The organism is Enterococcus sp. AZ095b, from assembly GCF_051714725.1.
Classification (GTDB): domain Bacteria; phylum Bacillota; class Bacilli; order Lactobacillales; family Enterococcaceae; genus Enterococcus_B; species Enterococcus_B pernyi.
The window spans coordinates 944,844-966,388 of sequence record NZ_JBIOSL010000001.1; the positions used below are offsets into that span (position 1 = coordinate 944,844).

At 36.8% G+C, this 21,545-nt stretch carries 18 protein-coding genes; all 18 read left to right on the forward strand.

Translation table 11 applies throughout. The features are described from left to right. Nucleotides 1–198 precede the first annotated feature (198 nt). Nucleotides 199–1,122, forward strand: coding sequence for a YihY/virulence factor BrkB family protein (locus tag IGJ99_RS04540; protein WP_010735950.1), 924 nt, complete (start codon nucleotides 199–201; stop codon nucleotides 1,120–1,122). Between the two features lie 77 nt (nucleotides 1,123–1,199). Further along, nucleotides 1,200–2,330 (forward strand): MraY family glycosyltransferase, encoded by a 1,131-nt coding sequence (locus IGJ99_RS04545; RefSeq protein ID WP_010735949.1) that lies wholly within the window; start codon nucleotides 1,200–1,202, stop codon nucleotides 2,328–2,330. Next, a complete protein-coding gene (locus tag IGJ99_RS04550; RefSeq protein WP_010735948.1) occupies nucleotides 2,330–3,130 on the forward strand; it encodes a glycosyltransferase in 801 nt (266 codons plus the stop codon). The genes IGJ99_RS04545 and IGJ99_RS04550 overlap by 1 nt, the downstream gene beginning before the upstream one ends. Continuing rightward, on the forward strand, nucleotides 3,130–3,957 hold the full coding sequence (locus tag IGJ99_RS04555; protein WP_023519363.1) for a glycosyltransferase: 828 nt from the start codon (nucleotides 3,130–3,132) through the stop codon (nucleotides 3,955–3,957). Before IGJ99_RS04550 ends, IGJ99_RS04555 begins: the two co-directional genes overlap by 1 nt. Before the next feature lie 4 nt (nucleotides 3,958–3,961). Further along, nucleotides 3,962–4,672, forward strand: a complete 711-nt coding sequence (locus IGJ99_RS04560; RefSeq protein WP_224434886.1) for a glycosyltransferase family 2 protein — start codon at nucleotides 3,962–3,964, stop codon at nucleotides 4,670–4,672. A 98-nt stretch (nucleotides 4,673–4,770) separates the two neighbouring features. Then, nucleotides 4,771–5,637, forward strand: a complete 867-nt coding sequence (gene rfbA, locus IGJ99_RS04565; RefSeq protein ID WP_438770645.1) for a glucose-1-phosphate thymidylyltransferase RfbA — start codon at nucleotides 4,771–4,773, stop codon at nucleotides 5,635–5,637. 13 nt (nucleotides 5,638–5,650) lie between these two features. Beyond that, nucleotides 5,651–6,223, forward strand: coding sequence for a dTDP-4-dehydrorhamnose 3,5-epimerase (gene rfbC, locus IGJ99_RS04570; RefSeq protein ID WP_010735944.1), 573 nt, complete (start codon nucleotides 5,651–5,653; stop codon nucleotides 6,221–6,223). A 23-nt stretch (nucleotides 6,224–6,246) separates the two neighbouring features. Further along, nucleotides 6,247–7,275: a dTDP-glucose 4,6-dehydratase gene (gene rfbB, locus IGJ99_RS04575; RefSeq protein ID WP_010735943.1), complete on the forward strand. Its 1,029-nt coding sequence runs from the start codon at nucleotides 6,247–6,249 to the stop codon at nucleotides 7,273–7,275. 451 nt (nucleotides 7,276–7,726) lie between these two features. Continuing rightward, nucleotides 7,727–8,578 (forward strand): dTDP-4-dehydrorhamnose reductase, encoded by an 852-nt coding sequence (rfbD, locus tag IGJ99_RS04580; RefSeq protein ID WP_023519366.1) that lies wholly within the window; start codon nucleotides 7,727–7,729, stop codon nucleotides 8,576–8,578. Nucleotides 8,579–8,624: 46 nt separating this feature from the next. Then, nucleotides 8,625–10,640, forward strand: coding sequence for a DUF7657 domain-containing protein (locus tag IGJ99_RS04585; protein WP_023519367.1), 2,016 nt, complete (start codon nucleotides 8,625–8,627; stop codon nucleotides 10,638–10,640). 118 nt (nucleotides 10,641–10,758) lie between these two features. Next, on the forward strand, nucleotides 10,759–11,988 hold the full coding sequence (locus IGJ99_RS04590; protein WP_143352709.1) for an EpaQ family protein: 1,230 nt from the start codon (nucleotides 10,759–10,761) through the stop codon (nucleotides 11,986–11,988). Between the two features lie 338 nt (nucleotides 11,989–12,326). Further along, on the forward strand, nucleotides 12,327–13,133 hold the full coding sequence (locus IGJ99_RS04595; RefSeq protein ID WP_019722596.1) for an ABC transporter permease: 807 nt from the start codon (nucleotides 12,327–12,329) through the stop codon (nucleotides 13,131–13,133). An 11-nt stretch (nucleotides 13,134–13,144) separates the two neighbouring features. Further along, the gene (locus tag IGJ99_RS04600; protein ID WP_010735938.1) at nucleotides 13,145–14,365 is read left to right on the forward strand and encodes an ABC transporter ATP-binding protein; all 1,221 of its coding nucleotides are present in this window, start codon (nucleotides 13,145–13,147) and stop codon (nucleotides 14,363–14,365) included. Then, on the forward strand, nucleotides 14,355–15,941 hold the full coding sequence (locus IGJ99_RS04605; RefSeq protein WP_023519369.1) for a class I SAM-dependent methyltransferase: 1,587 nt from the start codon (nucleotides 14,355–14,357) through the stop codon (nucleotides 15,939–15,941). The genes IGJ99_RS04600 and IGJ99_RS04605 overlap by 11 nt, the downstream gene beginning before the upstream one ends. Nucleotides 15,942–15,972: 31 nt before the next feature. Then, on the forward strand, nucleotides 15,973–18,111 hold the full coding sequence (locus tag IGJ99_RS04610) for a glycosyltransferase family 2 protein (RefSeq protein WP_023519370.1): 2,139 nt from the start codon (nucleotides 15,973–15,975) through the stop codon (nucleotides 18,109–18,111). A gap of 212 nt (nucleotides 18,112–18,323) precedes the next feature. After that, a complete protein-coding gene (locus tag IGJ99_RS04615; protein WP_010735935.1) occupies nucleotides 18,324–19,715 on the forward strand; it encodes a sugar transferase in 1,392 nt (463 codons plus the stop codon). Between the two features lie 17 nt (nucleotides 19,716–19,732). Continuing rightward, entirely contained in the window at nucleotides 19,733–20,773 is a 1,041-nt protein-coding gene (locus tag IGJ99_RS04620) for a glycosyltransferase family 2 protein (protein ID WP_104775517.1), read from the forward strand. A gap of 44 nt (nucleotides 20,774–20,817) precedes the next feature. Further along, nucleotides 20,818–21,534: an IspD/TarI family cytidylyltransferase gene (locus IGJ99_RS04625; RefSeq protein WP_010735933.1), complete on the forward strand. Its 717-nt coding sequence runs from the start codon at nucleotides 20,818–20,820 to the stop codon at nucleotides 21,532–21,534. Nucleotides 21,535–21,545 lie beyond the last annotated feature (11 nt).

A 21,545-nucleotide genomic window follows, 5' to 3' on the forward strand; every position in this document is an offset into this window, starting at 1 on the left:
ATGGAGAGCTATTTTCTCAAATTATGCCTTAATACTTGGAGCTAAGCAGCTTTTTCACAACCTATGATAAACGGTGTTCAAGAAGCAACACTTCAATAATAAGGCAAAAAAATCCAAAATGAAAAAGCCATTTTCGATTTTTCTGCCTTATTACTTAGTGTAGACCGCTTCTTTCACAACCTTGAACAGGAGATTACTATGAATATTTTGAATAAAATAAAACAACATAAGAATTTAATGCGTTTTATTGAGACGACGCAAAAGAGGATCGTTGATTCTGAAATGGGAACGACTTCAGTAGTTGTGGCTTATTATTTACTCTTATCTTTGTTTCCATTGATTATTGCGCTTGGAAATATTCTACCGTATCTTCAAATCGATCAAGAAACTGTCTTGACTTATATTCGCCAAGTGATTCCTGAAACGATCTATCAGTTTATTGGACCGGCGGTAAAAAATTTGTTGACACAAAGTTCTGGTAGTTTGTTGTCATTGTCAGCTATTGCAGCTTTATGGTCAGCTAGTCAGAGTATCAATGCATTACAGATTGCCATGAATAAAGCGTATGGAGTTGAAAATAGAGAAAATTTCATCATTGTCCGTTTCTTTTCCTTAATAGTTATCATCTTGTTCATGATTGCGATTAGTGGTGTCACTTTAGTGCTTGGATTAGGACAAATGATTTTAGAGGCGATTCAACCGATCTTTAAAATACCTGTAAACTTTATTGACCAATTCCAAACATTGAAATGGCCGATTACTTTGGTGGCTTTATTTGTGATCATGTTTATGATTTATTGGATTGTACCAAACGCGCAATTGAAATTTAAAGCAGTGATTCCTGGTGCTGTATTTGCAACGACTGGTTGGATGTTGTTGTCACAAGTTTTTGGAATTTATGCTCGTTATTTTGCAACGCGTGTGAGCGGTTATCAAATCATCGGAAGTTTTATCGTTTTGATGCTTTGGTTAAACTTTGCTGCGACGATCATTATTCTTGGTGGAATCATCAATGCTGTTGTGCAAGAGTACATAACAGGAAACGAAATAAAAGAACGAAGAAGCATCACATCAACATGGCTTGGTAAACTAAAAAATAAATTTTCTCAAAAAAAGAATTAGAAACACGAGTTCTTATTGTAAAATAGCGACAGTGTTTTATAATTATTAATGACTCTTTAAATAAAGTAGGTGCCCGTATGCTGGTTTCTTTTAGTATTGTAATAAAGATTTTTTTGACAATTTTATTGTCTTTGATATTGACCCCCATTTTTAAAATAATTTCAGTTCAAACTGGAATGGTCGATAAACCGAATGAACGACGAATAAACAAAGTGCCGATGCCTTCAGCTGGTGGCTTACCTATCTTTGTTTCCTTCGTGATATCTAGTTTGTTTTTATTCAAAGATATCATCCCTAAATTTTATATTCTACCTATATTATTGGCTGCGTCCGTCATCGTATTGACCGGATTACTTGATGACAAATATGAACTTTCACCTAAGCAAAAAAGTATTGGTATTTTATTAGCGGCTTTGATCATCTATTTTGTCGCTGATATCAGGATCGATTCTTTTACCTTACCGTTCTTAGGATATATCCAATTAGGTTGGCTTAGTTTTCCTGTCACCATTTTTTGGATTTTTGGGATCACTAATGCAGTCAATTTGATTGATGGTTTAGATGGTTTAGCAGCAGGGATATCTTTGATTGGCTTGATGACCATTGGTATTATTGGTTACTTTTTTTTACATGCCTCAACAGTTTATATACCTATAGTTATTTTTTGTTTAGTCGCAAGTATCATCGGCTTTTTTCCTTACAATTTTTATCCTGCCAAAATTTATTTAGGGGATACAGGTGCACTTTTCTTAGGCTTTATGATGGCGGTTTTATCATTGCAAGGATTAAAGAATGTTACTTTCGTTTCATCGATTTCTTTGTTGATCATCATGGGGGTACCTGTTACAGATACTTTTTTTGCAATCATTCGTAGAAAAGCGAATCGAGTATCATTTTCTACGGCAGATAAGAAGCATTTGCATCATCGATTGCTCGCTTTAGGCTTTACCCATAAAGGAGCTGTTTTGACGATCTACTCCATCGCTTTGATGTTTTCATTTACTGCAATGATCATGAATTATACGGGAAGTCTTGGAACGATTGCTTTGTTCTTAGTGATGCTATTTGCTGCTATTTTATTATTTGAATTGATCGGATTGATCAATGAAAAATACCAATTCATTCTAAAAACATTACGGTTTTTAGGGAATAAAGAATACCGTACACAAGTGATGCAGAAATACTTTAAGAAATGGAAAAGACCTTAATGGAGAACAATAAAAAAAAGCCGATTTTAATTAGCATTGTGACAGCAAATAGTAAAAAAATATTCCAGACATTAGATACGATCATTGCGACGATCGGTGAAGAACCGGCAATTGAATTTCAAATTTTTGATAATAACTCGACACCTGAATACCAAGAACGATTACGCGAATATTTAAAATATCCGTTCATGAATATTTATTTCAATAATGAAAACCGAGGCTTTGGATTTGGTCATAACCATACCTTGCTCCAAAGCGCTGCAAAATATGCGGTGATTTTTAATCCAGATATTTTAGTAGATGAGCAGACGGTGATCGACCTGGTTGCGCTCTTAGAAACGCATCCTGAATGTGCGATGTTGGCACCTAAAATCTTGAATGAAGATGGGACGACTCAATACTTGATTAGACAGCGTTTAGCTCTATTCGACTATGTACTACGTTTCATTCCTTTCAAATTTGTCAAAAAAATGTTTGATCGGCGATTGAATCGCTTTGAATGTCGTGATTTGCCAGAGGATCGTGATTCTTATGTGCGCATGATTTCTGGTAGTTTTATGGTAGTAGATGTTGCGAAATTTAAATCAATCAATGGGTTTGATACTCGCTACTTTATGTATTTTGAAGATAATGATCTTTGTTTAAGTTTTGAAAAAGCAAACGAAAAGATCCTTTATACGCCACGTTATAGTGCCATCCATCTATATGGAAAAGGGGCGCATCGTAACTTCAAACTTTTTCGAATATTTTTAAATTCAATGATGAAATTCTTCCATAAGTGGGGGTGGACTTTCTTCTAATGACACCAGAAATAGCAGTAGTGATCGTATTGTATCACCAAAAAATCAACCAATCGCCTTCTTACGATTATTTAAAAGCAGCTATCCAAGCTGGGACAGTGGAGTTAGTTATTTTTGATAATAGTCCTGTTGCACATGCTGATGTGCTTTATTCAGAAAAGAACGTCCATTATCATCATGATCCAGCAAATCCAGGCCTAGCGGTTGCTTACAATTATGCAATTGACCACATTTCAGATACGGTACAGACACTTATAACATTAGATCAGGACACTCAGTTAGGTACTGATTATTTGGAAACTGTAGCCGAACTCACTTGGACAAAGGAGCGAGTAGCTGCGGTCCCCTTAGTATTTTCTGGTACAAAACAAATCTCTCCGGTGTGGGCAGACCACTATATCAATCGCCACTTCGAAGTGATCGAAGAGCCAGTAGTAACACGTCAACGGATTATGGCAATCAATTCTGGCGCGGCATTCTCGCTCACATTTTTAAGAGAGATCAATGGCTATAATACAGTGTTCCCACTCGATTTTTTAGATCATTGGCTTTTTTGGCAAATCAAACAATTAAACAAAGAAATTGTAGTTTTAGCCACTAGCATGACTCATGATCTCTCAGTATTAGATTATAAAAAAGTTAACGTAACACGCTATCAGTCGATATTGGCTGCTGAGTCGATCTTTTACCAAGAATACGACCGTCAGCATTTAATGCAACATCGGAAGCAGTTAGTATTAAGAATGACAAAGCAATTTTTGACTGTCAAGAATCGTCAAATCTGGCGAATGACTTTACGTTCGTTTGTTGATAATTGGAAGGTGTGAAATGATGCGATCGGTTTGTATAGCAACCTTTAATGGTGGCGCGTATTTAAAAGAACAATTGGATAGTATCTTAAAGCAACTTTCTCCAGAAGATGAAGTGATTATTTCGGATGATGGTTCAGTCGATGATACTTGGTCGATCTTAACAGAATATGCACATAATGATCCACGTATCAAACTTTTTGAAGGTCCCAAACAAGGTTTGATCAAAAATTTTGGCTTTGCGATTGAACAAGCTCAGGGAGACCTGATATTTTTAGCAGATCAAGATGATGTATGGTTAGATGGGAAAGTAGAGAAAATCACACAATACTTTAGCCTTCATCCAAAACAACTAGTAGTTATTTCAGATTTAGTGATCGTAGATAGCCAGTTGAATGAGATCTATTCCTCATACTTTACCTTTAGGAGATCCAAAGAAGGCTGGTTGACGAATTTGATTCGTAGTAACTATATCGGTGCAGGGATGGCTTTTCGCTCTTCATTAAAAGAGACGATCTTACCGATACCTGACAATGTACCGATGCATGATATGTGGATCGGTTTGCTGGCGGGGAATCATGCGGGCTTTATTCGAGAACCGCTGACTCTTTATCGGCGACACGATTTTAATGCAAGTGAAATTGAAACGAAGAGTAGTTGGCGCCAGAAAATCACTTGGCGGATTCATTTGATCCAAGCACTCATTCAGCGGAAATGGAAAAAATATCCCTAAAAGATATTGTTAAATTCTCAAGAAATCCATGACAAATAGTAGGATTGATGAGATAATAACGAAAGTGAAAATTTAAAGAAAAAGGAGCGCTTATATTCATGAAAGGAATCATCCTTGCGGGAGGAAGCGGAACACGCTTGTATCCACTAACAAAGGCAACCTCGAAACAGTTGATGCCAGTCTACGATAAACCAATGATCTATTATCCAATGTCTATTTTGATGTTGGCAGGTATCAAGGAGATATTGATTATTTCAACACCTCAAGATACCCCACGCTTTAAAGAATTATTTGGAAATGGGCATGATCTAGGTATTCACCTTGAATATGCGGTTCAAGAGAGTCCCGATGGCCTAGCTCAAGCTTTTATCATTGGGGAAGAATTTATTGGCGATGATAGTGTTTGTCTTGTTTTAGGAGATAATATCTACTATGGTGGCGGACTATCAAAAATGTTGCAACGTGCTGCCTCTAGAGAAAGTGGAGCGACTGTTTTCGGGTATCATGTTAATGATCCGGAACGTTTTGGTGTGGTCGAATTTGATGAAAATATGCAAGCTCTCTCTATTGAAGAGAAACCAACAGAACCAAAATCAAATTATGCTGTCACAGGACTTTATTTCTACGACAACGATGTGATTTCAATTGCAAAAGAAATCAAACCATCTGAGCGTGGCGAACTAGAGATCACTGACGTCAACAAAGCATATTTAGAAAGAGGAAAACTTTCTGTAGAGATTATGGGACGTGGTTTTGCTTGGTTAGATACAGGCACGCATGAATCTTTACTTGAAGCCTCTACATTTATTGAAACGATTGAAAAGCGTCAAAACTTAAAAGTTGCTTGTTTAGAAGAGGTGGCTTATCGAATGGGCTATATCGACAAACAACAATTAGTTGTTTTGGCAGAACCACTGAAAAAAAATCAATATGGTCAATATTTATTAAGATTGGCTGCTGAATAAGGAGTTTTTAGTGATGAAAGTGACGGATACTAAATTAACAGATGTTAAAATTATCGAAATGGATGTTTTTGGGGACCATCGTGGTTTCTTTACAGAAAGCTATTCAAAAGCAAAATTTGCGGAACATGGATTAGATTTTGATTTTGTCCAAGACAATCACTCTCTATCTGCTGAAGCCGGAGTGATTCGTGGTTTGCATTTTCAAAAAGGGGCATCCGCTCAAACAAAATTGATCCGTGTCACTTCAGGAGCAGTCTTAGATGTGATCGTCGATATTCGTAAAGGTAGTCCAACCTATGGACAGTGGGAAAGTTATATCTTATCTGAACATAATCATCGTCAATTACTTGTACCCAAGGGATACGCACATGGGTTCGTGACATTGACACCAAATGTGAATTTCCTTTATAAATGCGATAATTATTATGATGCCGCAGCAGACGGTGGGATCGCATTTGACGATCCAGAGTTAGCGATTGATTGGCCAATCGATCTTTCAAAAGCGATCATGTCTGAAAAAGATCATAATCATCCTACACTGAAAGAATTTGAAGCAGAAAACCCATTTGTTTATGGTGAAATCTAACATTTGATGAGGAGAAATATTAAATGAAAAATATCATTGTTACTGGTGGAGCAGGCTTCATTGGATCAAATTTTGTACATTATGTTGTACAAAACCACCCAGAAGTACATGTGACAGTCTTAGATAAATTAACTTATGCAGGAAACAAAGAAAATCTAGCAGGATTGCCAACTGATCGTGTGGAGCTAGTTGTCGGAGATATTGCAGATGCAGAATTAGTCGATCGATTAGTGGAAAAAGCAGATGCAGTGGTTCATTATGCTGCTGAATCACATAATGATAATTCTCTTAAAGATCCGTTTCCGTTTGTACACACGAACATCATTGGTACGTATACATTGCTAGAAGCTTGCCGTAAGTACGATGTTCGTTATCATCATGTTTCTACGGATGAAGTCTATGGTGACCTACCATTACGTGAAGATTTACCAGGTCATGGAGAGGGTGAAGGTGAGAAGTTCACTGCGGAAACACCTTACAACCCGTCCAGCCCCTATTCTTCAACAAAAGCTGGTTCTGATTTATTAGTGAAAGCTTGGGTTCGTTCATTTGGACTAAAGGCGACAATCTCAAATTGTTCCAATAACTATGGACCTTATCAACACATTGAAAAATTCATTCCACGTCAAATCACCAATATTTTAAGTGGTATCCAACCTAAGTTATACGGAGAAGGAAAAAATGTTCGTGATTGGATCCATACGAATGACCACTCTTCTGCCGTATGGTTGATCCTAACCAAAGGGAATATTGGGGAAACCTATTTGATTGGCGCTGATGGCGAGGAAGACAACAAAACCGTATTGGAAATGATCTTAGAAATGATGGGTCAGCCTAAAGATGCCTATGAACATGTCAAAGATCGTGCTGGCCATGATTTGCGTTATGCGATCGACTCAACCAAGCTTCGACAAGAACTTGGTTGGCAACCAGAGTTCACTAATTTCCGTGATGGTTTAGCAGAAACTATCAAGTGGTACGAAGAGAACCAAGAATGGTGGCAAAAAGAGAAAGAAGCAGTTGAAGCAGCTTACGCTAAAAATGGACAATAAGAGGCGAGAAATCGAATTCCCTCGAACAAGCTGCGTAGATAAGAGTCAGAGACTTCCTCTTATCAGATGTTTTTCTTGCTTGAATAGATAGCTTGAGAGACTCAACCTCTTTTTAAATAGTCATTGAAGGGGCACTGCGTTTAACTGACGCTGCCCCTTTTTTCATGAAAAATTTTTTAAGAACGCTGGATGGATGCTCATCCTCTCGAAAAGCGAGAACCGATATGGTAGAATAAGCTTGGTTCTTAGAACGTGGTTGGCACATAAGTGTTCTGCCGTTGTTTGGGGATAAGGGGAAATAATGAGACCGTTATTTTTGTCCAATACTCCGAACAAACAGTTGAATGAATCGAACTTCAAAGATAAAGCGTTCATTAAAGACAACATGATAGCTAATGATATTTTTACAAAAAAAAGTTTAAAAATAAATAAATCAAGGAGCGATTGCGTTATGTTTTTATTAACAGGTGGAAATGGTCAACTTGGTACCGAGTTACGTCATTTATTAGATGAGAAAGGGTTAGATTATGTTTCGACTGACGCCCAAGAACTGGATATCACGGATGCAGAAAAAACAATGGCTTATATCACAGACTTAAAGCCTGAGGTCATCTTCCATTGTGCAGCCTATACTGCTGTCGATAAAGCAGAAGACGAAGGAAAAGAATTAGATGAAAAAATCAATGTAGACGGAACGAGAAATGTTGCATTGGCAGCGAAAGCAGTGAATGCAACATTGATTTATATCAGTACCGATTATGTCTTTGATGGTAAAAAAGAAGATGAAGAATATCTAGAAGATGATGCAACGAATCCATTGAATGAATATGGTCGTACAAAACTACTAGGCGAACAAGCAGTGCAGGAAATTTTAGAAGATTATTATATTATTCGTACGTCATGGGTATTTGGTGTATATGGTCATAACTTTGTTTATACGATGCAACGTTTGGCACAAACCCACGATCGATTAACAGTGGTCAATGACCAATTTGGACGTCCGACATGGACACGCACACTGGCTGAATTTATGGTTTATGTAATCGAAGAAAAAGTACCATATGGTGTCTATCATCTATCAAACGAGAATAGTTGTTCATGGTATGAATTCGCAAAAGAAATCTTAAAAGATACAGCAGTAGAAGTAGCTCCTGTTACTTCAGCCGAATATCCACAAAAAGCAACACGTCCACAATATTCAGTGATGAGCCTGAAGAAAACGGAAGATCTTGGTTTTGTTATTCCAACGTGGCAAGAAGCACTTGAACAAATGTTACAAGCTTCTGAAAAATTAAACAAATAAGGTTTTTCCTTAGAAAAAAGAAACAACGAAGAAATTGGAGAATTTTATGGAAAAACAAACAAGAAGTGCAAGGCGAGATAAATCACGAGAACCGGAGACAGAACAGACGAATCTATTTTTAGATATCCTATTGAAATTACGTTATGTGATTGGCTTATTGGTGATCGTTATCGTTGTGACCTTCAACTTGAATGGTAGCTCGATCGGTAGCTGGGATAACTATGTATCCCAAAGAGATGACGGGAAAAAGACGGATGTTATTTTTGGTCAAAATCGAGAAGTTCGTTCAGATGAATGGCTAGTCCAAACGCCTTTTTATTTCTCTCAAGCAGAATCGGGTTATCCGGTCATCAACGAAGATTATTCGTTGAATGGTCAAAATATGATTATTGCCTACAATTCACCAGTAAAAGATATCACTGTTATCGGTAAACCATTTAACTGGGGATTCTTCTTTTTGGGAAGGGATCGAGGATTGTCCTTTTATTGGGCAATGAAACTGGTAGTCATGGTCCTGTTAGGATTTGAACTCCTGATGATCTTAACGAAAAGAAACAAGCCACTTTCGTTGATTGGGTCATTTGCATTGACCTTCTCACCAGCTGTTCAATGGTGGTTCATGCAACACGTTGGCGATTTGATTTTCTTTACAATTGGTTTAATGGTCGCCTTTTATCATTATTTTTATCAACATGAAAAAAAGTGGCTGCGTGCATTGATGATGTTATTAGTGGTCATATTCGGTCTCGGATTTATCTTAGTTATCTATCCGGCCCATCAAGTGATGCTCGCCTATCTATTAGTTTTTTATTTTGTCGGTTTACTGATCTATTACCGCAAAAAAATACAATGGGATTGGTTTGACGCTGTATTGATTACTGCTGCGTTGTTGTTTATTGGTATTGTCATGTGGCATTTTTGGTCAATTTCTAAAGATGCGTTACTCGCCTCTTTGAATACGTTGTATCCTGGGAATCGAGTAAGTACAGGTGGTAAATGGAAATTTAGTGAATTTTTCTATTTCTTAACGAACTGGAAAATCCCATTCGAGGATATCAGTTTCTCAAATAATTCAGAAGTAGCACTATTTTACCATTTCTTCCCAACTGTCTTTTTAGCAAGTCCATTTGTCTTGTTTGGAAAAAAAGACGACGATCAAAAAAATATTGGTCGGATCTTAATGCTCTTTTGTCTCTTCGCGATTTTTTGGATCACCATTGGCTTACCTAGAACGATGGCTCAATTGACCTTGTTATCATTTGTCCCACCATTTCGTGCGATCTTAACTTTCAGCTTTGCTGCCTTTCTATTATCGATTTGGTTTATCGCGTACATTTGGAAACACGATGTCATCCCAACGTGGTATAAATTCGTCTTATTGATTGCTAATGCAGGTATCTATTACTATGCGTTACAAGGTTCCAAGATGGAAGGCTATTTCTCTGGCTTTGAGTTAATCAGTGTGATTGTTTTGGGAACACTCCTTTTAGCATTTGCACTGTTTCGACAACGCGTCTTTTTCTACCTTTCATTTAGTGCATTGATCATTGCTTCTGGTTTCTTTGTGAATCCAGTTGTCCAAGGAACAGGTGCGATTTTTGAAAAAACGTTAGCCAAGGAAATCCAAAAAATCGATCAACAGGATCCAGGTCAAGTATGGTTAACCGAAGATGAGCTCTATAATTTCACACCGGCTTTAGGGGTAAAGGCATTCAATACGGTCCGCTTTTATCCAGACAAAGCTGCATGGCAATTGATTGATCCAGAAGGGGAATATGAGCGTTTCTACAATCGTTATGCCCATACTAGAGCTTTTATTGCCAAAGAAGATACAGCCTTCAAGCTAGATCGTCCAGACATGTTCTCAGTGACTTTGAATTTTGATGATGCTGAAAAGTTAGGCATCAAATATGTCGTAACCAAGCGTCCATTAGATGACTATAATCAGCGTAATGAAGCGCAGTTCACTAAATTATATGGACCAGACGACGATGGGCACATGATCTATGAAGTAGCGTATCCAAACTATGCTACTTGGCAAACACAGTCTACTGGTCAATAAAAAACTTTTAGTTTGAAGAAGATGTGTGCAAAAAAAGAGGATATTGGATCAGTTAGAAATCATCGTGATAACGCTGATCCAATGATCCGTTTTTAAAAAGTATTATTTGGAAGAGGAGGTGGAAACCATTCAAACATTTGTCGAAAAATTCATAAATAAAATGAGTACTGGGATCTTGTTAATGATGCTAATCGCTCTTTTTTCTGTCTGGACGATCGGTATAGGCACACCAGCTACTTTATTTTTATATGAACATAGCGCACAGTTCGTCACTTTTGGTGTATTTGTCTTAACAGGACTGAATATCTATAAAGCAAGAGGATTTGACTTTTTTTATCTAGGAGCAGCAGTTGTAATCTTCGGTTTCTATACGTATTTCAGTGGAATACGAGAAGGTTCTTTGGCAGGTAATCTGTTGATCCCGATTTTGATTCTGATTGGATTGAGTGTAAAGTGGATCGAATTTGACAAAGTAGATCGGGGAATTTATTTGCTTGTCTTCTCATTTTTCCTTGCTGTGACGGTATATCGAGTATTTACAGAGATTCAAGTACCTGAAGGACAAAGTATATGGAACCAAGATAATAAATTATCCGATATTTGGATCAATACAAATACGATTGGCAGCTCGTTGATGATGCTTGGACTACTGATCAGTGGTTTCGCCAGTTCATTTGAACGTTGGTATATTCGGATCCTTGGAGTACCAGCGATCATTGCTGCATTTTTAGGAATCTGGGTATGTCAATCACGCTCGGCATTGATTGCGATCATCATTTTTGCTTTATTGGATATCTGGCCTAAAAGATTCTTTAAATTTATTCGTGCCCCTTTTATCGGCTATTTAGCTATTTTTAGCTTGGCGCTACCGATATCCTATTTAGCTGCCACTTCTGAAGAGATCAATCTCTTCACTGGAAGAGAGGGCATATGGCTGAAATTTTATCAAACGATTTCCGAGAGTACAGAGCAACTACTGGTTGGAATGAAGCCTTTTCTTTATTTTCGTGGGAATGAGGTTTTAGGTAATCACAATAGTTATAATTCTATTTTGAATTTATATGGATTGATAGGAATCGCAATTGTAGGGATTTTATTACTTGTTTTTGTTGGAAGACTAACACTGAAAGCTGATTATTCGAATGGACAGCTTACGTTCTTATGGGCATTCATGGCAGTAATGATCCAATCGTTTATGGAAGATACATTGACTTCTTTCCCTTGGGTACCTATCGGCTACTTGTTGTTAGCGATGGCAAGTCATCGTTACGATCAGCCACCAGGTAAGCAAATAAAAATACAAGAGGAAAATCAACTGTCAACTTCAAGACTTGCACGCTATCACTGAATTTGAAAATAAGGGGTGTGAGACAACAGCAACAATTATTTTGTCTGTCACCTTAGAATCGAATAAATGGTGGAAACAGGAGCAAGCACTTCGGAAATAAGGCTATACACTTCTGTCCCAATCTCAATCAAAAAAATAAAAACGTGGGTAAGCCTTTTTTGGCAGGCCCACGTTTTTTGCTTCATTGCAATTAAGTATCATCTTTTGTAAAATAGTAACGTTGACAAAAAGTTTGCTTAATAGAAAATTAAGAAACAACGAATATCGCAGTCCTTGGCTCAATATGTGGTAAAATGGCTGTTGACTGTAATTAATTGAAACTGCTTGGAGGAACACAAATGTTGAAAGATTTGTTTTTATTTATGAAGGATATCTATCAAAATCGAAAGCTATTACTTCAATTCTCGTTAAACGATTTTAAATCGCGTTTTGCGGGTTCATTTTTAGGGATTTTATGGGCGTTCATCAATCCCGTGTTTACGGTTCTCATTTACTGGTTAGTCTTTGGCTTCGGCTTGAAAGCGGCAATGACTGACGGGAAGTATCCGTTTATCGTCTATCTGATCACAGGGATGGTCCCATGGTTCTTTTTCTCAGATGCGTTTACCTCTACAACACTTGTTTTCCGAGAATACACCTATTTAGTGAAAAAAGTGGTATTCAATATCCGTATCTTACCAACAACTAAAATCCTTTCAAACTTGTACTCACATATGTTCTTTATTTTGATTGGTTTAGTCGTAACAATGGGACATGGTATTTTTCCAACGGTCATGTCTTTACAATTGATTTATTATCTATTTTGTATGGTTGCTTTTTTGACCGGATTGACGTGGTTGACCGCATCGATTCAACCTTTTATACCAGATATCATGCAATTTATCACAATTTTGCTACAGCTGATTATGTGGACATTGCCGATTCTTTGGAGTCCTAGTCAATTTAATCCAGCAATCATAAAGATTCTAAAATTAAACCCACTGTATTATGTTGTTCAAGGTTACCGTGAATCATTTTTAAGTCAAGCTTGGTTCTGGGAACATGGTACTTATACAATCTATTTTTGGGTAGTTACATTAATCATGTTCGTAATCGGTTCCTTAGTGTTCCGTAGATTGAAACCACATTTTTCAGATGTGCTGTAAGGAGTATAGTTATGACAGAATACGCAATTAAATTAAACAACATCACTAAATCATACAATATGTATGCGAAACCGACGGATCGTTTTAGAGAAGCTTTGAATCCTTTCAAGAAATCGTACCATGATGTGTTCTATGCATTGAAAAATATTGATGTAGAGATTAAAAAAGGTGAAATGATTGGTTTTGTCGGTGAAAATGGTTCTGGTAAATCAACGATGCTCAAAATCATTACAGGCGTTTTGACTCCAACAAGTGGAACCATGGAGATCGAAGGAAAGATTTCTGCCTTACTTGAATTGGGTTCAGGTTTTAATCCAGAATATTCTGGGTATGAAAATATTTATTTAAATGGAATGGTTCTTGGCTTTTCACGTGAAGAAGTCGATGCGATGGTGGATGACATCATTGATTTCGCAGATATCGGAGACCACGTTTATCAACCAGTTAAAACTTACTCAAGTGGGATGTTCGTACGCTTAGCTTTTGCGGTAGCGATCAATGTCAATCCAGATATTCTGATTGTTGATGAGGCACTCGCAGTAGGTGACTTGGAGTTCCAATTGAAATGTATGGAAAAATTTACGGAAATCAAAAATTCTGGGAAGACGATTTTATTTGTTTCCCATGATATCAGCTCGATCCGTCGTTTCTGCGACCGTTCTTACTGGCTAAAAAATGGTGAAGTTGTAGAATTTGGTGATACGATGGATGTGACAACCAATTACGAAAACTTCTTAAAGAAAAAATCAGTAAAAACAGTAGATCGTAACAAAAATCAAGTGGAGCGTTTTGCTGCCCCAGATATCGTCGATGTGTTAAGTGCTGAGTTACTAGATGAAAACAAGCAACCAATCGATATGTTAGAACAAGGGGAAGATCTTTATGTCAAGGTTACTTATGAAGTGAAAGATGATACCATCAAAAAACCTGTTTTAGGGATTGCCCTACGAACGGTCGATAATTTCTATGTCTGTGGCTTGAATACCTTACTGGACGATATCACGATTCCTTGGGAAAAAGGAAAAAACGTCTTTTATCTCAAGTATAAGAAGTTAGGCTTACTTGCTGGCGAATACTATTTCGATGTGGCGGTTTTTGAAGAAAATGCCACTGTTCCATTAGTTTATAAAACGAAGTATATGAACTTATTTGTGACGGGTTCTTATATTGGTGAAGGGATCGTGGTCTTGGATCACCAGTGGAAAGAAGGAGATCAAAACAATGAAGTATGATTTCGAAATGGATTTAGATGAACAAAGTAGCGTAGGTAAGATTGTCGGACAAATTAAACCAGGAAGTAAAGTCTTGGAATTTGGTCCAGGCAATGGACGCATGACGAAACATTTGATCGGTGCAAAAAACTGTGAAGTAAGCATCGTTGAACTGGACAAAGAACTATTTGATTACGTCAATGAAATTGCACAAGATGGTTTTTATGGCGATATTGAAAGTTTTGAATGGGCAAAATATTATGCTGGTCAAACGTTTGATTATATATTATTTGCAGATGTCTTGGAACATTTAGTGGATCCTTTGAAGACATTAAAAAAAGTCAGAGAGTTTCTAAATGAAGAAGGCGAGATTTTGATTACTTTTCCTAATCTCGTGCATAACTCTGTATTGATCCACCTCTTTAATAACGAATTGCCGTGGGCTTCGTTTGGGCTACTAGATGAAACACATAATTCATTTTATACCCACGAAGGCTTTCAAAAAGTATTTGCAAACGCTGATCTGCACATCAACATTGAAGATTATTTATATCTAGCAGTAGGGGATACTGAATTGAAGTCGGCATATACTGACTTACCAGAAGCAGTTCGTTATGATTTCAAAATGCGCCCATTTGGCGAAGTGTATCAATACTTCTTTTCATTGAAAAAACACCCAAATGTGGAAGCTAAAATCAATTCACCGCAAAATTCAAATTATGTCAAAATGATGGAAATCATCAAAAAGAGTACGCAAGAAGAAACATTACAGATCCCGTTCAATAATTATACGGGAGAAAACCAAGTATTGACTTTTCCACTGACAGAAGAACCGGTAAGTTTTATTTTTCAATTTGAAAAGCAACCAAGTTATCTTGAGTTCAGTGTTGAAGTAGACGGAGTAAAGCTTGATTTTATCGCATCGAATGCGGTCATCAAAACAGCGACAGACTGTTATATCTTTGATGGATCAGAAGCACCAAGACTAGAATTGACCGATATAAGTGGAGAAACGATCAAAATCTCTTGCCATTATCGATTCATTGGTGAATTACCAGCAACGATGACTGAAGTCCTTAGAGAAATCAAACCTATGGCTGCTGTTCAAAAAGAACTATCTGCTGAAAACGAGAGATTAACAAAAGAAAACCAGCACTTGCAAATAGAGAATAAAGAGCTGACGAAAGTCTTGAAGACTACGGCTGATCGATATTTTGACTTGTTGCAGCCTAACAATTGGGCAATAAAGCCAAAAGGACGATTAGGGAGACCAAAAGAAACGGCAAAAAAAATCCAAGCCAAAGATCTTTCTCTTTGTATCGACGAAAAAAATTGGGATCCAGAAACAAAATTACTCAAAATCATTGGATGGGGAATTTCAAATGCGGAACGTAAACCTTTATCTTATAAGTTGTCTGTAGATCAATCACCATTCTTCGAGGTTCAGCAGATTGAGCGAGCCGAAGTGAATGAAGCCGAAAAACTTCCTCCCCACACAAAAGCTGGTTTTGAGATCCAGATAGCGTGTGAACAAGAAAAATCATTTTTGATTGAATTGATTGCAGAAAATGGGCAGTCTTGGCTAGTTGAAATATAAATAACTTATTAGGTAAAGGAGTACCAAACCAGTGCAAAAAAAAGAAATTGCTGTATTTATCGATAAAATCACTCGTGAGCGGGCGACCGGCGATTTATTGATCGTTGGTTGGGCAATCGATGAAGTAACGAAAGAAATACCGACGATCCAAGTTGAAAAAGAAAATATTATAGCAAAAAATACACCAGTCGTGCGTTTAGATATCAATCATCTTTATGATTTGGATGTAAAAACGCAAAGTGGTTTTAATCTTCGATTATCTGGAAAGATGAAGGGAAAAGCAATTTTAGATTTTCAAACGAAAGATCATCAAAATGGGATAGCCGTCAAATTGAATGGACGCTATCCTTATGATGATGGCATCGAGTCGAGTTTGGAAAAGAAAAAACGATTGTTAAAAAAAGGCTTGAACTATGCTCGAACGCATGGCCTAAAAAAGGCTGTACGTCGTGTGAAAATGGAATTGAAACCAGGTTCGATCGACTATGCACAATGGATCGCTAAGCATGAACAAATCGACGTTGCAGCACAAAAAACAAAAGCGCAAGCCTTTGCCTATCGTCCGTTGATTTCTGTCGTGATGCCAGTTTATAACGTAGAAATCAAATGGCTAGAAAAATGTATCGATTCTGTGATTGCTCAAACATATGACCATTGGGAATTATGTATCAGTGATGATGCCTCTACCGATCCTAAAATCCATAAATGTTTAGAACGTTATCAGCAAAAAGACTCACGGATCAAAGTTGTCTTTCGTGAGGAAAACGGACATATCAGTTTAGCCACGAACTCTGCACTTGAGATCGCTGAAGGGGAATTCATGGCATTACTTGATAATGACGACGAACTTCCTGTCAATGCATTGTTTGAAGTAGTCAATGTCTTGAATGATCGGCCAGAACTTGATTTGATTTATAGTGATGAAGATAAGATCGATGCTGATGGCAATCGCTTCGATCCTCATTTTAAAGCAGACTGGTCACCCAATACTTTGATGGGAAATAACTATATTTCTCATTTAGGCGTCTATCGATTAAGTATCGTCAAAGAACTAGGTGGGTTCCGAAAAGGCTATGAAGGTTCACAAGATTATGACCTAGTTCTTCGTTTTACAGAAAAGATCCCAGCAGATCATATTTATCATATCGATCGTGTCCTTTACCATTGGCGTACGATTCCAGGATCAACAGCTAGTAGTGGAGAAGCTAAAAGTTATATTTACGATTCTGGTGTGAAAGCTTTGACGGATGCATTAGCTCGCAGGAATATCAAAGGCCAAGTGCGTCCAGGAAGAATCTCAGGGTTTTATGAGATCAATTATGATGTCTTACAAGAGGATCTAGTCAGCGTCATCATCCCAACCAAAAATGGGTATGACGATTTGAAAATGTGTATTGATTCGATCATCGAAAAAACGACTTATCCTAACTACGAGATCATTGTAGCTGATAATGGTAGTACTGATCCGAAGATGCAAAATCTTTTCGACTCATATAAGGAACAACTAAAAGAACGCTTTATTGTCGAATTGATCGATATCCCATTCAACTATTCTCGTATCAATAACCTTGCGGCTGAAAAAGCTAGTGGAAAGTATTATTTATTCTTGAACAATGATACGGAAGTGATCGCTCCTAATTGGATGACAACGATGGTCTCATATGCTCAGTTTGATTCAATTGGCTGTGTGGGTGCAAAACTTTACTATCCAGATGATACGACGCAACATGCGGGTGTACTCGTTGGCATCGGTGGCGTCGCTGGTCACGCGTTGAATAATTATGACCGCACACATTGTGGCTATTTCGGACGATTAGTGATCGACGTCGATTATTTAGCAGTGACCGCCGCTTGTATGATGGTCAAAGCGGATGATTTCAAAGCGGTGGATGGCTTCGATGAGACATTACAAGTTGCCTTCAATGATGTAGACTTATGTCTTAAAGTCTATGAACTGGGCAGAAACAATGTGTATGCTCATCAGGTTGAACTATATCACTTTGAGTCAAAATCTCGCGGGTACGAAGATACGCCAGAAAAGCAGAAACGCTTTGCGGGTGAAATCAAAAAAATGCAAGATAAATGGCCCAAATATATCGCACATGATCCTTTCTATAATGACAATTTGACCAAACAAGGAATTGGCGATTTTTCATTACGGCCAGATTAAAGAGTAGTTGATATACCTTAGGAAAGACTTGGAGAATATTCAAGTTTTACTTAAGGTATATTTTTGTATGCCCCATTTTTATAGCAGAATCAAGCACATAAATCTGTCGTGAAAAACTTTGAATTTAGGTTACAATTTGGTTATTCACTATGTTTTTAAAGTGTGCTATGGTAAGATGATAGAGGTATTATTTTGTGGTTAGGAGTGTATACATGAATAAAAATGGAGAATGGAATGTTGCTCGTCGGATATTCATTATCATGCTGGATGTCTTAGTTTACAATGCAGCGATATATATAAGTTTTTTATTGAAATTTCAAGGAGAAATTCCCACACGGAATTTTGAGACCTTTCAACATTCTGCAGTGTTTATATCTATCATCTTTATCGTCTTGAATATTTTATTAGGGGCATACGTCTTCTATAATCGGATGATCAGTGACATTATATTTGTGACTGTAATAGGGCAAGTATTGATGTCTTTAGGTGTAATGGTGGTGACTTTCGCTGGTAGATGGTTTGCCTTTCCACGGGCAGTTATTCTTTTATCTTTGGTAGTAGGAACAGTTTTACTGAGCTTATACCGCATCTTGGTCTACAAATTATATTTGAAAGTCAGTAGAGACAAGAAAGTAGTGATCGTTGGACTTGAAAAAGATGTTGCTCCAGCAATCCAAAATTTCCAATCTAAAAAAAATAATAAACATAAAGTTGAAGCGGTCGTTATCGATAACTATTATGAAAACATCAAGAAGATGATCGATACAATCGATATCGTCTACTTGTCATCACATATTGAAGAAAATGAAAAAATCAAGATTTATCAATTAGTTACTAAGAAGGAAAAAAAATTATTTTTGAATACGACTTTTGAGAATTTAACAATGATCAATCCAAACATTATGAACTTTGAAGATGAAAGTATCATTGAAGCTTCTGGTTTCAAGATACAACCAGAAGATGAATTGTTCAAACGCTTATTCGACATTATCATTTCTTTTATCTTACTGATCCTTGCATCACCTTTCATGTTGCTTACAGCAATACTAGTCAAAGTGACTTCACCAGGACCAGTGATCTATAAACAAGTCCGTATCACTAAAAATCAAAAAGAATTTTCAATCTATAAATTCCGGTCAATGACAGCGACAGCGGAAGCAAAATCAGGACCTGTCTTAGCGAAAAGTAATGATGCTCGAGTAACACCAGTCGGTAAATTTATCCGTGCTGTACGTTTTGATGAATTGCCACAGATTTTTAATGTGTTAAAAGGCGATATGTCGATCGTCGGTCCACGCCCAGAAAGACCTTTCTTTGTGGATCAATTCAATGCAGAAAATCCTTATTATTATTTGAGACATAATGTCCGTGCAGGCATCACCGGCTATGCTCAAGTATATGGGAAATATGTTTCTGACTATAACAGCAAGTTACGCTTTGATTTGTTGTATATCAAAAAATATTCGTTAATGATGGATCTAAAGATCTTATTGCAAACGATCAAGATCCTTTTTGATAAAATGTCTTCCCAAGGGTTAGAAGAGGATGAAAATGCCAGCTCATTAAAAGAAATAGATTTTCCCCAAGAAAAAATTTATAGTTGAGTTGGAGGAGCTGAAAAATGAAAAAACCGATTTTCAGTATTATCGTTCCTGTCTATAATGCCGAAGATACGATCGAGCGTTCGATTAATAGATTGCAATCGTTAGAATTTAATGATTATGAAGTGATATTAGTGAATGATGGCTCTACGGATAAAACAGAACAGTTGATCCATCAATTAGTCGACAAAAATCCTAAGTTTCAATGGGTGACAACTAAAAACCAAGGACCAGGATTTGCACGTAATGAGGGGCTCAATCGTGCGAGGGGGGAATACATCCTCTTTTTTGATGCAGATGACACTCCGAATCGAGCAGTATTAAAAGAATATGAACAACTTTTGAAAAAACAACCGAATGCTGATTTGATTGTGAGTTCCTTCATATTTCGAACTATTGATGATGAAAAAGTAATCTCTGAAAAGATAAATCAGGTCACCGAACATCGATATACGAAACGAGAAGAATTTTTGCAAGACATGTACACATTGATGAATCAGCAACTGATGTATGTTGTTTGGAATAAATGCTACCGTAAAGATTTGTTAGAAAAATATAGTGTTCGATTCAAAAATTATAGTAGTTGTGAAGATCGAATTTTTAATTTAGATTATTTTGAATACTGTGATGAGGTCCTAATGAATCCTAGTATTGTTTATACCTATGAATTCCAAGGTGGCAAAGGAATAACAAATAAATATAATAAAAATAAGTTTCAAACATTTGAAGACTTTTATTTACGAGCAAATGAAGTGACAAATAATAATAATAAAGCAGGAATGGCTTCCCTTTTATTAAAAGGAACAACGTCAGTTCTTTTATCGATTGCTGAAACGTATCAGTTAACTAATATTGAAAAGAGACATGCAATAAAAGAAATTTTAAATAGTGATGTAATAAGAGAAGCGCGCTCGATTGCGTGTACTGATTCGATCATTAAAAAATTGACAAAGTTTTATTTCAACCTACCAAGTACAATCGCTTATCATACTATTATTTTTGCAAATAAGATCCAGCGAATTAGCCCGCGATTAATCGCTTTATTAAAAAGAAAATATTAAGTTCTTACAGTTAGTTAAGATCACGAAAAGGAGAAAAACATTTTATGAATATTGCTTTATTAACTGCTTCAGGTACTGGAACTAGAACAGGACAAGATATTCCAAAGCAATTCATCCATGTGAATAATATTCCAATCCTAGTTTATACACTGAAAGCTTTTGAAGAACATCCAGAGATTGATGAAATTTGTGTGGTTATTTTAAAAGGTTGGGAAGAAATGCTGACTGCTTATGCTAAGCAATTCAATATCACAAAACTAAAGTATATTGTTGAAGGTGGTAATTCTGGACAAGAATCAATTTATAATGGATTGAAAGAAATCTACAAAAAAAGAGCAAAAGATGATGTTGTATTGATCCATGATGGTAATCGACCTATGGTCAGTGAAAAAATCATCAGTGAGAGTATTGCAGTTTATAAAGAAAATGGAAATGCTGTAGCTGTTATTCCTTGTACAGAAGTTGTTTTCACATTAGAAGAAAAAGGAGAGACAAGTTCAGTAAATTCATTGAATCGAGATCTTTTAGTTCGTACACAAACACCGCACACGTATCAATTGGGTGAAATTATCGAAACCTACCAATTAGCAGAAGAAAAGGGAATTAATGATATGGCAGCTTCATGTCAGTTGATGCAAGTTTTAGGAAAAAAATCTTACTTTTCACCTGGATCAGAGAAAAATTTAAAAATCACTACTTTAGAAGATTTAGAAATTTTTAAAGCATTATTGAATTCAACAAATGATGACTGGATCAAGTAAGGAAGGTAAGA

What these genes read in the sequence shown, in the direction of transcription:
- IGJ99_RS04625 (WP_010735933.1), top strand. Translation starts at nt 20,818, where the DNA reads ATGAATATTGCTTTATTAACTGCTTCAGGTACTGGAACTAGAACAGGA.
- IGJ99_RS04600 (WP_010735938.1), top strand. Translation starts at nt 13,145, where the DNA reads ATGACAGAATACGCAATTAAATTAAACAACATCACTAAATCATACAAT.
- IGJ99_RS04605 (WP_023519369.1), top strand. Translation starts at nt 14,355, where the DNA reads ATGAAGTATGATTTCGAAATGGATTTAGATGAACAAAGTAGCGTAGGT.
- IGJ99_RS04555 (WP_023519363.1), top strand. Translation starts at nt 3,130, where the DNA reads ATGACACCAGAAATAGCAGTAGTGATCGTATTGTATCACCAAAAAATC.
- IGJ99_RS04595 (WP_019722596.1), top strand. Translation starts at nt 12,327, where the DNA reads ATGTTGAAAGATTTGTTTTTATTTATGAAGGATATCTATCAAAATCGA.
- IGJ99_RS04550 (WP_010735948.1), top strand. Translation starts at nt 2,330, where the DNA reads ATGGAGAACAATAAAAAAAAGCCGATTTTAATTAGCATTGTGACAGCA.
- rfbC (WP_010735944.1), top strand. Translation starts at nt 5,651, where the DNA reads ATGAAAGTGACGGATACTAAATTAACAGATGTTAAAATTATCGAAATG.
- rfbD (WP_023519366.1), top strand. Translation starts at nt 7,727, where the DNA reads ATGTTTTTATTAACAGGTGGAAATGGTCAACTTGGTACCGAGTTACGT.
- rfbA (WP_438770645.1), top strand. Translation starts at nt 4,771, where the DNA reads ATGAAAGGAATCATCCTTGCGGGAGGAAGCGGAACACGCTTGTATCCA.
- IGJ99_RS04545 (WP_010735949.1), top strand. Translation starts at nt 1,200, where the DNA reads ATGCTGGTTTCTTTTAGTATTGTAATAAAGATTTTTTTGACAATTTTA.
- IGJ99_RS04585 (WP_023519367.1), top strand. Translation starts at nt 8,625, where the DNA reads ATGGAAAAACAAACAAGAAGTGCAAGGCGAGATAAATCACGAGAACCG.
- rfbB (WP_010735943.1), top strand. Translation starts at nt 6,247, where the DNA reads ATGAAAAATATCATTGTTACTGGTGGAGCAGGCTTCATTGGATCAAAT.
- IGJ99_RS04615 (WP_010735935.1), top strand. Translation starts at nt 18,324, where the DNA reads ATGAATAAAAATGGAGAATGGAATGTTGCTCGTCGGATATTCATTATC.
- IGJ99_RS04560 (WP_224434886.1), top strand. Translation starts at nt 3,962, where the DNA reads ATGCGATCGGTTTGTATAGCAACCTTTAATGGTGGCGCGTATTTAAAA.
- IGJ99_RS04620 (WP_104775517.1), top strand. Translation starts at nt 19,733, where the DNA reads ATGAAAAAACCGATTTTCAGTATTATCGTTCCTGTCTATAATGCCGAA.
- IGJ99_RS04540 (WP_010735950.1), top strand. Translation starts at nt 199, where the DNA reads ATGAATATTTTGAATAAAATAAAACAACATAAGAATTTAATGCGTTTT.